Here is an 11,227-nt window from a genome sequence, read left to right as displayed (position 1 = left end):
GCGCCAAGGCTGCCGGCTCGGTGTTCAACAAGCCGGGACAGGCCAGCTTCTCCAACAAGACGATGTCCTGCTTCAGGTGCGGCGCGCACAAGCTGCTGGCCGATCTGGCGACGAAGAAGATCCTGGGCCGCAACGAAAAGGTGTGTGCCGTCGATTGCCGCAGCAAAGCTTGATGCCGGTTCTCGAAGTCTGCCCATGCCGGTTGTAGTTGCCCAAGGCGCAGGGACGGCTCCTGCAGTTCAACGCGTGCTGCGCGTTTTGGTGGTGGACGACATGCAGGTCGACCGCGAGCTGCTGCATCTCTTTGTCGAGCAGCAGGGGCATGTGGCGGAACAGTCCGATGGCGGCGCCGCGGCTGTCGCTCGGGTGGCGGCTGGCGGTGTGGACTTGGTGCTCATGGACCTGTGCATGCCCGACGTTGACGGGCTGGAAGCCACGCGGCGCATCCGGCAGTTCGATGGGGCCGCCGGCCGCACGCCCGTCTGGGCCGTGACGGCACGGGTTCTTCCCCATCAGGTCGCGCAATGCCTGGAGGCCGGCATGAACGGCCACCTCAGCAAGCCGGTGAACCTGTCACTGCTGGGCGGCATCCTGCAAGGACTGCAAGGTGCAGGTGCCAGCGGCGAGGCATTGGTCGAGGCATCAGGCTGCTGAAAGGATGGCGGGTATCCTGGCCTGGTGTGTTGAAGAGAACAAAACTCCAATGGCCACATTCATCATCACCGTGTTGCTGCTGGCCTATATTGGCGCCGGCGTATCTGCCGCCGCACCAGAGCCCTGGCTGGTAGCGCTGGCCAGCGCCGGCCTGGTAGCGGCCGCAGTGGTGGGCATCGGCGCGCATCTGGGCAGGCAGGCGAGACGCAACCGGTTTTGAACCAGCGCCAGGCGGCGGTGCTGTCAGTTGATCATGGGATTTTGCCGGTTTCAGCCGGGGACGGTGGCATCCAGTGCACGCGGGCCAGCTCCCAGGCCGCCACGGCTGCCAGGGCGAGCAGCAGCTCACGTTGTTGCTCACTCAACTTGCGTGGTCGATCGTCGATCACGCACAGCGTACCCACCCGGTGCCCATCCGGGCTCTTGAGCGGCACGCCAGCGTAGAACCGCATCTTGAGCAGATCGGTCACCAGGGGGTTGGCAGCAAAACGCTCGTCCTGCAGCGTGTCCTCCACGATGAACAGCTCGTCGCCGCAGATGGCATGGCCGCAAAACGACACGTTCCGAGGCAGTTCGGCGTGCTCAAGTCCCACGCGAGCCTTGAACCACTGCCTCTCGGCATCCACCAGCGACACCAGCGCGATGGGCATGTCGAGTTCCTTGGCAGCGTAGTGGACCAGTTCGTCCAGACGCGGCTCGGCGGCGGTGTCGAGCATGCGCAGCCGGCGCAGTGCTTCCAGACGCTTTTGCTCGTTGGAAGGTATAGGAGGCTGCTGCACAGCAAGCGCCTCGGCCTTTGCGGCCGAGAACGTATGTGGTCTTGAACATAGGCAGCACCTCATGTGCCCGCTGGGCGGCTGCACTGCTTCTGTTGATCCCGGTATCCCCGGGGAAATCATGTGCTGTACTGCGCGAAAGGCAAACCTGTCCGGGTCGCCTTTTCGCGACGCTGCCAGCTGTACCCTATCGAGTCACGCCAGTCGAAACGGCAGCTTGACGCTGAAGGGTGAGCGTCCAGCCGTGCCATCTTGAACAGGGCTCGCGCCCGTGATCATCAAGATGCAGTCGCGGATCCCACGAAGGCGGCGCACTCCACGAGGTTGAGGGCGGCTAGCAGCAGGAATTTCTCTGCGTCGGTGCGCACGGCCAGCAGGTCGTGGTCGCCAAGGTAGCCGTAGACGAAGGCGAGCAGGTAGCGCTCCGGATGCTCGTTGCAGAACTGCTGGACCACCTGGGTCGCCAGCTCGCCCGGCAAGCCCTCGTTGAAGCGTGCGCGCGCCGTCAGGCGTTGCATGCACGTCTCCTGCACGTCTTCGGTGACCACCGGCCATTGGCGGCCGCTGAGCTTCATCGCCTGGAACGTGACCAGCAGGATGTGCAGTGGCACCTCCAGCTGCACCATGCCGACCCCCATGCGAGGCAGCACCAGGATCGAGGCGAGCATGTTGGGCTGCTTGGCGAAGATCTCGTCGGCCAGGCTGACCTTCTGTGCTGGGCCCATGCGCCTGACGTCGATGTCGGCCTGGACCATCACCGACTGCGTGATCACGCCCATCGTTCTCAGCCTGAGCGCCAACGGTGCGGCAGCAGTTCATCGAGCCGGTGGCTCGGGTGCGAGTGGATGCGCGAGAGCACGTCGCGCAGGTAGGCCCACGGGTCCAGCCCATTGAGCCGTGCCGACCATGCCGACCGCCGAACTATGCCGAGCGGCCTTGTTTCCCCTTCGAATCTCCACAGTCTGCATGTGATCGGTTCGGCATAGTTCATCGTGCCTCCGTCCTCAACAACAGAGACCACGATGGCGACTACGGAAGACTATTTGAGCAGGAGCCGGCTGTTCCGGCGCCTGAAAAGCGGTATCCACAGGCTTCTTATCGCGCGTATTCGGTGCGCCTCGTTGAGATCGAACCCGCTAGGACCGGAACTTGGCGCTCCCTCAATGTGGTCAGCAATCGACTTTCTTGAGGCACGGTGAACAAACTATGCCGACTGGATCGTATGCTGCCCCCGGTGAATCCGGGACGAAGCGAGGCTGCTCGGCATAGGCCGGCGGTCGGCATAGTCGGCGAAGTTGAACGGACACGACCCCTACGCGTACTTCAAGGACGTGCTCACGCGGCTGCCGACACAGCGCGCCAGCGAGATCGACACGCTGCTGCCGCATCGCTGGAAACCGGCCAGCTGAGATCGGCGGCCATCAGTGCCGCCTCGGCGCTGACCTGACTTCCCCAGCCGCTTACGCAGGATCAGCGTGGGCGTGGTGAGCAGCGGCAGCTGGGCCCGGTGGTCCGAGAGGAACGTCACGCGGGCGAAGTGCCTGGCAATGTCGGGGTCGGTGCGGCAGAAGCTGTTGGTGAGCTCTTGGCCAAGGGCGGGCTGATTGGGTGCGCCCATGATGGTGGGTGCCATGGTGCTGGACCAGCCCAGGTAGTTGGCCTCCATCGTGTCGAGCAGGCTCTCGATGTCGGCACGGGTGAAGCCGCCGACGTAGTCGCCGTCGTTGATGTAGCACTGCGGCCCTGCCCGGCTTGGTCGGTTGCAGCCACCGTGTCAGGGATCGACGATGTTGGCTTGTAGACGAGCCAGCTCCGCGCGGGCCCGTCGCAACTCGGCGTGCAAGGCGGCCGTCCCGGCCGCTTCGAGGGCCGTGTCGTAGCCCATGCGCGTCAACTCTGCAATCCAAGCCCGCTGCGCATCGATACGGCGCTCGGCTTCAATGATGAGGCGTCGCGCCCGGTCCATGGGCGCTTCGTGCAAAAGCATCGGAGCCATCCTTCCTCGCCGGCCTTGGCGCAGTGCAGCATGTTCCGATCGGTGAGATTGCCCATGAATAGGCTACTGAAACGCTGGCCGAATACCGAGCTTGTTTGCCAGACCGCGCAGGGGCGTGTAGCCGTTATCCCGTCAATTCTGAACTGTTCCACGACGCGTGAAGTACCGCATGGGCACTGTTGGCAAAAATCCCGCCGTTCCCGGACAATCGTTTCGCTCCCCTCACATCCGTTTACCTCAATGCAAATGAAACAATGGATGTATCGGATCTAGGCAAGACGGACTGCTGGGCGCATCGTATTCCGCCGGGCTGCCGTACTAGGTCGAAAGGGCAGCGAACCGACAAGGAGGACGCCCAATGAAAAAGCACTTTCGTGCCCTTCTGCATGCGCTTGGTCCGGCAGTCTTTATTGTTTACTACCTGCCCACGGCAATATGCTGGGCCATCATCGCCGCGGCCGTCATTTCATTGTGCCGGCTGGCTTTGCCACGCGACCGTGGCTTCGACATGGAGCATGTCAAGGTCGTCTACTCGATCCACACTGTCGAGAAATCTTGCGACGTGCGCGACGCCCAGCCGACCCTACCGGCTTGGGTTCCTGACATCGATGCGCATCTCAGCGGCACTACCGTCGAACTCCTTCCGGCTGTGTTGCAGCAACCCCACACCGCCAGACCCTGACCATTTCCCAGGTTCATTTCTGGGCTATGGGGTTTACGCCATGTCGCAATACTACGGTGGTCTGGAAGGGGCCAGCCGGAGAGGGGCCGGGACTCCTCTCGTGGTCCTCGGGTCTATGCAGGGACCGCCGGGCGATGCTCCGGGGCAGACCCTAACATGGGACTCACTGGTACGCAACACATATAACACGCCGAATCAGGAAATCAGAGGCGTGATGCACTTGAATACAGATCCATCGCTTGTATCCGACGTTAATAAACAATTGGTTGCCTGAAAATCGCCGCAGTTTCGATTGCTTTCTTAAGTCCCACACTTGAACAAGGGCCCCCACTTAGACTTTCTTCCAGTAAGGAAAAACAGGCTTGCTTGGCAATAACGCCCGGGCAGTCCATCACCGAGCACTGCATCGTTGCCAGTTTGGCGGCGGGGCTGATGCTGGCCTTTTCCTGGCCTTTTCTTACTGGGGGAATTTCATGAAAAACTTGTCCAGCGGCTTTCCGCTGCGGCATGCGCTCAGTGCTGCCGTTCTGGTTTTGGCCACGTCGGCCGCGAATGCCGTGCCCGTGTTGCAGGTCGGCGTTCCCGATGGCTTTGGCGGGTATCTTCCGTACCTGCCGAGTACGTCGGATCCGAATGAAACGGATACGGCCATCACTGACGGATTCACCCTGGCCGTGGGCGGTGTTTACGGCCCCAACGACCTGCTGGTCGGCGGCCAATATTCCGGGGCCCTGGGGACCGGGCTGAATTACTCGTCGTTTGGCCTGCCGTCCATTTTCAACACCCACCGGGCGGTGTTGATGGCGACCACGTCCGACACCACCGGGTCGCTGAGTTTTGGCTCGCTCACGCCGTTCCTGACCACGACGACGCTGTATTTCCCGAACAACCACGCGCCGTTGCAGGCGCCGGGGGTCCAGTACCTGTTCTTCGACATCGGCGACTTCACCAAGACAGCCAACACGGTGCCCGACTTTGCGGACCCGACCGGCACAAAAGCCGCCGGAGAGATCAAGACGTTGAATTTCGCCACCAGCGGCTTCGACTGGATCCACTTCGACGTCATGGCGCTGGTCACGTCGGGGTCGGGACCCGGCGGCACCCGGCTGAGGTCATCCCTTGACAATAACCCCGGCTCGCATGACGTCACGTGGAAGGCGGACAACGGCAGTGGTCCTCCCAACGAGATCCCGGAACCCATGTCACTAGCGTTGGTTGGCCTGGGGCTGTTCGGCATCGGCTGGACCCGGCGCCGCTCACAGGCCTAGCACCGGGGCGCCAGGCCTGCGGGCCGGCGCGCCACCGGGCAGCAGGCTCCAGGCCGCGGCTTCAGTTGGTGCGGACCTGGACCGAGCGGCTGACCTGGTTGCCGGCCGCGTCGCTGGCCACGACCGTCAGCACGTGCAGGCCCGCCGTGCTCTTGCGCGTGTTCCAGCTGAACGCCAGGTTGGCCCCGGGTCCTGACGCCTTGAGCTCGCCGTCGATGTAGAGCGACTGCCGGATGCCGGCCGCGCCGCTGTCGTCCGAGGCCTCGGTGCCGACGGCCACGGTGCCCGCGACGTCACCTGCAACCGGGCTGACGATCGAGAGCGCCGGAGCGGTCGTGTCCGCAGCAGCCGCGGCCAGCGCCGTGGCGCTGGCGTTGGACACGTACACGCCCACGCCGCTGGAAACAACGCTGTTGCCGGCGGCGTCGAAGGCCGCGACGGAGAGCGTGGCGCCGCCGTTGGCCGTTCCGGCCGAATCCCAGATGAAGCCGAACGGCGCCGCCGTGTCCACGGCCACGGTGTTGCCGTTGACGCGCAGCTCGACCCGCGTGACGCCGACGTTGTCTGCGGCATTCACGTTCACGGCCACCAGGCCCGAGACGGTGGCGCCGGCCAGCGGGGCGGCAATGGCGGCCGTGGGCGGCTGCGTGTCCGCTGTCGCGGCCGTGAGCGCGGCCTGTACGGCCGCGGGCGCATTGACGCGGCCCCAACCGAAGTATGGGTCCCGGCCGGCGGTGCCCAGGTCCAGCGCCGACTTGTAGAGCAGCGACTCGACCTGTGCGCCGGTGAGCGCCGGGCGCGCCGCCATCATCAGCGCGGCCACGCCCGCGGCCACGGGACTGGAGAAGGAGGTACCTGACACCGCGCCGTAGCCCCCGCCATTGGTCGTGGTGTAGACCGACACGCCGGGCGCGGCCAGCGCGACGAAGTTGCCGTAGGTCGAGAAGCTGGCGCGCGCATCGTTGGCGTCGGTGGCGCCGACCGGGATCAGCGCCGTGCTGGGCGCCGTGGCCGCGGCGGCGCCGGTGTTGCCGGCGCTCACGAAGACCAGGCCGCCCTTGCCCTTCATGTACTGAGCGGCGTTGAGCACGCTCGAGCTGCCGGCGACCTCGTAGCTCACGTTGGCCAAGCGCGCGCCCCGGTCCGCGGCCCAGATCAGCCCTTGCGCCACCATGCTCCAGTAGCCGGTACCCGATGCATTGGAGATGCGCAGCGGCATGATGCGCGCCTGGCCCGCCACGCCGGCAACGCCCAAGGCATTGTTGGTGGTGGCGGCCACGGCGCCGGCCACCTTGGTCCCGTGGCCGTAAACGTCAGCGCTGTTGCTGTTGTTGTCGTAAAAGTTCCAGCCGGCCACCATGCGTGCGGCCAGGTCCGGGTGGCTGCCATCCACGCCGGTGTCGAGCACGGCCACCGTGATGCCGTTGCCCTGGGAACTGTCCCAGGCCGCCGGCGCGCCGATCTTCACCAGGTGCCAGGCGCTGCCCATGTACGGATCGTTGCTGGCCAGGTCGGCCGGGACGGCGCGGTCGGCCTCGGCGAACTTCAGGTGGGGGTGGTGCGCGAGTTGGGCCGCGACCGCTTGCGCCGAGGCCTGCGCCGGCAGCTCGACGATGTAGAGGCTGCTCTGCCCGACCTTGCGAAGGCTGCCGCCATGCGGCTTGAGCATCCTGGCGAGCTCGGCCTCGGGCAATCCCGCGCGCGGCATCAGCATGACGCGGTTGGGCGCCTGCTCCGGCGCGGCCGGGGCGGCCTGCACGGCCTGGGCGCCCGCGACGCCCGCCATGGCTACGAACAGCGCCGCCTGCAGCGAACAAGGTACGCGAAAGGCCGCGACGGTGGATGCCAGGCGGCCGGGAAATACGGGTCGAGTTTCTTGTTTCATGGTGGTCCCCAAAAAGGTCGGGCACCACGCAAGGGGACCGGACGGGCAGGCTCCCGCAACGCCGACTGCCTTAGCGTTGCGTCACGCGCCCGTCATGGTTGTGCGCGCATCCGATAAGAACCGTTGCTGTCCATCCCGGCTTGTGCCCTCAGGATGCAAACGTTGCGGCCTCGTCGAAACTCAGCCGTACGCCCTGGACTCATCGACACCGGCCGTATGCATATTTGTCATAAATTGTTATTTTGTAATACACGTTGATACGGCGGGTGGCTCGCCCGCTTCACCAGCCTTAAAAAGGCCCGGCGTGATTTCGGCTTTGGCCATCAGGCGGCACAGCAAGCCGCCTCGTGTAGACAGCACAAAGCGTGACGAGAGACTTTGACGCTGTTGCGCTCGCATAGCGTTATTGATAAACCGATGGCGTCCCACCAGTGGGAGCGCACCGCAGCCAGCGCGTCGCTGAAGGTGAGCACGGCCTTGACGTACCAAGCTGCTTGACGAATGGGCAGTCGGCCCTGAGTTACCAGCGCGTTGGCCAGCAGTGTTACCAGCGAGAACAAGCCCAACAGCACCGGTGTCGTGCGCGCGATGGTCAGATCTGACCATTGACGTTGGGTCTCCATGCCCAGGTGGCGGCGAGCCTCCTCGAAGGTGACTTCCACTTGCCAGCACCGCACGAAGTACTGCACGACCTGCTGCGGGGGCCTTTCCTGGCGGGTGCACAGCAGCGCTTGGGCATCGAAGTGTCCCAGCGGATCGCGCATGAGCACCCAGCGCAGTGGCAGTACTGGCATGCCCGGGTGGTACCACACGGCCCATCCCGAAGCGATGTACACGCTGCGAGCGCCGTGGCCGTACCACTGCGCTACTTTCCCCGGCGAAGGTCACGATTCACCGCTCCAAGACCGACCAGGATGGCGCTGGCCAAGTCATCGCATCGCGCGCGGCCAGGCGCACTGTCGCGTCGCGGCGGTGCAGGCTTGGCTGCAGGCTGCGGCCATCAGCACAGGGCCGGTGCTGCGCCGTGTGCGCAAGGGCGGTCGCGTGGGCAACGAGACGCTGTCCGACCGCGCGGTGGCCAGCCTCGTCAAGGACTACGCCGAGCGCACGGGCTTCAAGGCCGAGGATTTCTCCAGGCACTCGCTGCGCGTCGGGTTCCTTACCAGTGCCGCCGAGGCCGGGGCCGTCGTCTTGAAGCTGGCGGAGGTCAGCCGCCACCGCAGCCTCAACACCGTGCGCAGCTACGTGCGCAGCGCCGAGCTCTTCAAGGACCACGCCGGCGCTGGGATACTGTAGAGCACCGACCTCGAGGCCGTGGCGCGGCCTGCGGCAACCCGAACGCCGCCGCTTACTGCGCCGGGGCGGTGGAAGTCCACGGGTGTGGCGCGACGATCTGAATGAGAGGCTCTCACCTTGATTGACGCGCGGCACACGTGCTCGGCAAGATCGCGGTTGCCGTGGGTGAGCTCATCCTCGCCGTGCTGGCCCAGGTCGCCGACATGGAGCGGCAGCGCATCGTGGAGCGCACGACAGCAGACCGGGCGACGGCCCGTGCGGCCCTCGCTGCCACCGGCCGCACCCATCGGGGGCAAGACGACCGTTGGAAGGCCCCGAGCGGCCGATTCTGCGGCTGTGAAGGCATGGCGGCAGGCCCGCGGCGCCAGCATCGCCAAGACGGCCGCTCACTTCGGGATGCCAGTGGCGACGGTAAAGCGGTATTGCAGCCCGGCCGCTGCCTGACTCCCAGCGGACTGGCGCTAATAGCGCCCTCCATCCAAGAAAAGCCCGGATAGCATCCTTGTGCGCCGCAATCTTGAACCGGCGAACAAAAACAAGGGTCGCCCAGGATGCTCGTACATGAAACATCTTTGGAAAAAGTGGACCGGCATGTCATCGAGGCCGAACGCCGGTTGAAAGCGCAGGCAAGCTGGATTGAGGAGTTGGAGCACCTGGGCTACGACACAGTAGAGGAAAAGGCCGTGCTGGACAGGATGCGGGGCGAGCTTTTGCGAGCGCGCGCGGAACTGGCGCGGCTGCTGGCCCAGAACACGGCGTATGACAAGGTTTCGCACCGGGCGGATACAAGTCATGGGCTGTTTCTTCCTGATGGTTGATGTTGAGGCGGCCCGCTGTTGCCAGTCGCAGCAGGGCTACAACTCCACCAGCAGCCCACCCTAGCGAAGCACGCTCCATGACCATCCGCCTCCCCGACCGGCCAGGCCGCTATGGCTTCGGCACGAACATGCCCGTCGGCCGCATCAACATGCAGGAACTCGTCGGCGGCAGCTTCACTGTGACGCGGGTTGATAACTGCCATCGGCCAGCCTTATCAACAGCCAGATCCCAATGCGAAAGTGTTTTCGACTCCCATGTAACTTCCGCTTGACATCCCCGGCTGCAACCAAGGAGCGGTCCGGCAGGAGTAATCTATCCTTCCCCAAAACACCACGGGCCCCGAACAGTGCTGATCTCCTGCGCACAGATGGCAGCGTGCACGACCATGTCAAAAGCAACGGCGCGAAGCACGCTGTTCGGGCGATACGGCTGCTTCTGAAACCGCCAGCGCCGTCATGTTGATGATGCGCCGCACCGTGGCCGAGGGCGTGAGGATGTGCGCGGGCTTGGCCGCACCCAGCAGCACCGGGCCCACCGTCACGCCGTGGCCGCCGGTCATCTTCAGCACGTTGAAGAGGATGTTGGCCGCGTCGATGTTGGGCAGCACCAGCAGGTTGGCCTCGCCGGTGAGCGTGCCCTGCTCGGGCAGCAGCCGCTCGCGCAGCTCCTGCGACAGCGCCGCGTCGCCGTGCATCTCGCCGTCGCACTCCACGTCCGGGGCGAGCTGCTTGAAGCGCTCGGCCGCCGCGCGCATGCGCCTGGCCGAAGGCCGGTTCGAGCTGCCGAACATCGAGTGCGACAGGAACGCCACCTTCGGCGGCAGCCCGAAGCGGCGCACCTCCTCGGCCGCCATGCGCGCGATCTCGGCCAGCTCCTCGGCGCCGGGCTCCTCGTTGACGAAGGTGTCGGTGATGAAGAGCGTGCGGTCGTCGAGCAGCACCGCGTTCATCGCCGCCATCACCTGCGCCCCCGGCGCCTGGCCGATGACGGTGCGCACGTGCTCCAGGTGCTGGTCGAACTTGCCCACGATGCCCGTGAGCATGGCGTCGGCCTCGCCGCGCCTGACCATCAGCGCGCAGATGAGCGTGTTGGAGCGGCGCACTGCGGCCTTGGCCATGTCGGGCGTGACGCCCTCGCGGGCCATGAGCCGGTAGTACTCCTCCCAGTAGGCGCGGTAGCGCGGGTCGTCCTCGGGGTCCACCACCTCGAAGTCCACGCCCGGGCGCAGGCGCAGGCCCTCGCGCTCGATGCGCATCTGGATCACGGCCGGGCGCCCGACCAGGATCGGCCGGGCCAGACCCTCGTCGATGACGACCTGCACCGCGCGCAGCACGCGCTCGTCCTCGCCCTGGGCGTAGGCCACGCGCGCGGGCCGGGCCTTGGCCGCGGCGAACACCGGACGCATGACCATGCCGGTCTGGTAGACGAAGCGCGACAGCGACTGCCGGTAGGCGTCGAGGTCGGCGATCGGGCGCAGCGCCACGCCGCTCTCCTCGGCCGCCTTGGCCACGGCCGGGGCGATGCGCAGGATCAGCCGCGCGTCGAAGGGCTTCGGGATCAGGTACTCGGGACCGAACTTGAGCTCCTGACCGGCATAGGCCGCCGCGACCTCGTCGCTGATCTCGGCCTTGGCCAGCGCCGCGATCTCGCGCACGCAGGCCAGCTTCATCTCCTCGGTGATGCGCGTGGCGCCGCAGTCGAGAGCGCCGCGGAAGATGTAGGGGAAGCACAGGACGTTGTTGACCTGGTTCGGATAGTCCGAGCGGCCCGTGGCGATGATGCAGTCCGGGCGCACCGCCTTGGCCAGCTCCGGGCGGATCTCGGGCTCCGGGTTGGCCAGCGCCAGGATGA

Annotated in this window: 14 protein-coding genes and 3 pseudogenes; 9 read left to right on the top strand and 8 right to left on the bottom strand. The window is 65.6% G+C overall.

Annotation, left to right across the window (positions count from 1 at the left end; genetic code table 11):
• Positions 1 to 195 precede the first annotated feature (195 nt).
• Together FJ694_RS35090 and FJ694_RS35085 are read left to right on the top strand one after the other, a co-directional pair.
• Complete coding sequence (locus FJ694_RS35090; protein ID WP_157272155.1) at positions 196 to 654, top strand: response regulator; 459 nt, start codon at positions 196 to 198, stop codon at positions 652 to 654.
• 49 nt (positions 655 to 703) lie between these two features.
• Positions 704 to 874: a hypothetical protein gene (locus tag FJ694_RS35085; RefSeq protein ID WP_157272154.1), complete on the top strand. Its 171-nt coding sequence runs from the start codon at positions 704 to 706 to the stop codon at positions 872 to 874.
• Between the two features lie 31 nt (positions 875 to 905).
• On the opposite strand, the gene FJ694_RS35080 is transcribed toward FJ694_RS35085, so the two are convergent.
• The 3 genes and pseudogenes from FJ694_RS35080 to FJ694_RS35070 all read right to left on the bottom strand — a co-directional run.
• A complete protein-coding gene (locus tag FJ694_RS35080) occupies positions 906 to 1,370 on the bottom strand; it encodes a GAF domain-containing protein (RefSeq protein ID WP_232540365.1) in 465 nt (154 codons plus the stop codon).
• Between the two features lie 338 nt (positions 1,371 to 1,708).
• Positions 1,709 to 2,209, bottom strand: a complete 501-nt coding sequence (locus tag FJ694_RS35075) for a hypothetical protein (RefSeq protein WP_157272152.1) — start codon at positions 2,207 to 2,209, stop codon at positions 1,709 to 1,711.
• Positions 2,210 to 2,214: 5 nt separating this feature from the next.
• Positions 2,215 to 2,334: pseudogene (locus tag FJ694_RS35070) on the bottom strand (transposase domain-containing protein); the annotation flags it as partial.
• Positions 2,335 to 2,716: 382 nt separating this feature from the next.
• On the opposite strand from FJ694_RS35070, the pseudogene FJ694_RS35065 reads away from it, so the two are divergent.
• Positions 2,717 to 2,839: pseudogene (locus FJ694_RS35065) on the top strand (transposase domain-containing protein); the annotation flags it as partial.
• A gap of 53 nt (positions 2,840 to 2,892) precedes the next feature.
• Here FJ694_RS35065 and FJ694_RS35060 read toward each other — a convergent pair.
• Together FJ694_RS35060 and FJ694_RS35055 are read right to left on the bottom strand one after the other, a co-directional pair.
• Positions 2,893 to 3,174 (bottom strand): annotated as a pseudogene (locus FJ694_RS35060) (alpha/beta fold hydrolase); the annotation flags it as partial.
• Between the two features lie 30 nt (positions 3,175 to 3,204).
• Positions 3,205 to 3,417 (bottom strand): hypothetical protein, encoded by a 213-nt coding sequence (locus FJ694_RS35055; RefSeq protein WP_157272151.1) that lies wholly within the window; start codon positions 3,415 to 3,417, stop codon positions 3,205 to 3,207.
• A gap of 367 nt (positions 3,418 to 3,784) precedes the next feature.
• On the opposite strand from FJ694_RS35055, the gene FJ694_RS35050 reads away from it, so the two are divergent.
• A complete protein-coding gene (locus tag FJ694_RS35050; protein ID WP_157272150.1) occupies positions 3,785 to 4,108 on the top strand; it encodes a hypothetical protein in 324 nt (107 codons plus the stop codon).
• A 362-nt stretch (positions 4,109 to 4,470) separates the two neighbouring features.
• A complete protein-coding gene (locus FJ694_RS35045) occupies positions 4,471 to 5,376 on the top strand; it encodes a choice-of-anchor N protein (protein ID WP_198321169.1) in 906 nt (301 codons plus the stop codon).
• Between the two features lie 61 nt (positions 5,377 to 5,437).
• On the opposite strand, the gene FJ694_RS35040 is transcribed toward FJ694_RS35045, so the two are convergent.
• Positions 5,438 to 7,261 carry a S8 family serine peptidase gene (locus tag FJ694_RS35040; protein ID WP_157272149.1) on the bottom strand — a complete coding sequence of 608 codons (1,824 nt, stop codon included), beginning with the start codon at positions 7,259 to 7,261 and terminating at the stop codon, positions 5,438 to 5,440.
• 323 nt (positions 7,262 to 7,584) lie between these two features.
• A complete protein-coding gene (locus FJ694_RS35035) occupies positions 7,585 to 8,025 on the bottom strand; it encodes a hypothetical protein (protein WP_157272148.1) in 441 nt (146 codons plus the stop codon).
• Between the two features lie 250 nt (positions 8,026 to 8,275).
• Between FJ694_RS35035 and FJ694_RS35030 the strand changes: the two genes are divergently transcribed.
• The 4 genes from FJ694_RS35030 (at position 8,276) to FJ694_RS35015 (ending at position 9,647) form a co-directional block, all read left to right on the top strand.
• Positions 8,276 to 8,557 (top strand): tyrosine-type recombinase/integrase, encoded by a 282-nt coding sequence (locus tag FJ694_RS35030; RefSeq protein ID WP_157272147.1) that lies wholly within the window; start codon positions 8,276 to 8,278, stop codon positions 8,555 to 8,557.
• Positions 8,558 to 8,694: 137 nt separating this feature from the next.
• A complete protein-coding gene (locus tag FJ694_RS35025) occupies positions 8,695 to 9,054 on the top strand; it encodes a hypothetical protein (RefSeq protein WP_157272146.1) in 360 nt (119 codons plus the stop codon).
• A gap of 75 nt (positions 9,055 to 9,129) precedes the next feature.
• Entirely contained in the window at positions 9,130 to 9,375 is a 246-nt protein-coding gene (locus FJ694_RS35020) for a hypothetical protein (protein WP_157272145.1), read from the top strand.
• A gap of 77 nt (positions 9,376 to 9,452) precedes the next feature.
• Positions 9,453 to 9,647, top strand: coding sequence for a hypothetical protein (locus FJ694_RS35015; protein ID WP_157272144.1), 195 nt, complete (start codon positions 9,453 to 9,455; stop codon positions 9,645 to 9,647).
• Between the two features lie 117 nt (positions 9,648 to 9,764).
• Here FJ694_RS35015 and FJ694_RS35010 read toward each other — a convergent pair.
• On the bottom strand, positions 9,765 to 11,227 hold a 1,463-nt coding region (locus FJ694_RS35010), incomplete at its 5' end, for a phosphate acyltransferase (RefSeq protein WP_259373196.1).

The organism is Azohydromonas aeria (genome assembly GCF_009760915.1).
Taxonomy (GTDB): Bacteria; Pseudomonadota; Gammaproteobacteria; order Burkholderiales; family Burkholderiaceae_C; genus Azohydromonas; species Azohydromonas aeria.
The sequence above is the reverse complement of the archived record's forward strand: the minus strand, read 5'-3'. Positions and strand labels throughout refer to the sequence as shown.

Bases quoted from the DNA above. Each gene is read 5' to 3' on its own strand.
- FJ694_RS35090 (WP_157272155.1), top strand. From the start codon at position 196: ATGCCGGTTGTAGTTGCCCAAGGCGCAGGGACGGCTCCTGCAGTTCAA.
- FJ694_RS35085 (WP_157272154.1), top strand. From the start codon at position 704: ATGGCCACATTCATCATCACCGTGTTGCTGCTGGCCTATATTGGCGCC.
- FJ694_RS35080 (WP_232540365.1), bottom strand. From the start codon at position 1,370: ATGCTCGACACCGCCGCCGAGCCGCGTCTGGACGAACTGGTCCACTAC.
- FJ694_RS35075 (WP_157272152.1), bottom strand. From the start codon at position 2,209: ATGGGCGTGATCACGCAGTCGGTGATGGTCCAGGCCGACATCGACGTC.
- FJ694_RS35055 (WP_157272151.1), bottom strand. From the start codon at position 3,417: ATGCTTTTGCACGAAGCGCCCATGGACCGGGCGCGACGCCTCATCATT.
- FJ694_RS35050 (WP_157272150.1), top strand. From the start codon at position 3,785: ATGAAAAAGCACTTTCGTGCCCTTCTGCATGCGCTTGGTCCGGCAGTC.
- FJ694_RS35040 (WP_157272149.1), bottom strand. From the start codon at position 7,261: ATGAAACAAGAAACTCGACCCGTATTTCCCGGCCGCCTGGCATCCACC.
- FJ694_RS35035 (WP_157272148.1), bottom strand. From the start codon at position 8,025: ATGCGCGATCCGCTGGGACACTTCGATGCCCAAGCGCTGCTGTGCACC.
- FJ694_RS35015 (WP_157272144.1), top strand. From the start codon at position 9,453: ATGACCATCCGCCTCCCCGACCGGCCAGGCCGCTATGGCTTCGGCACG.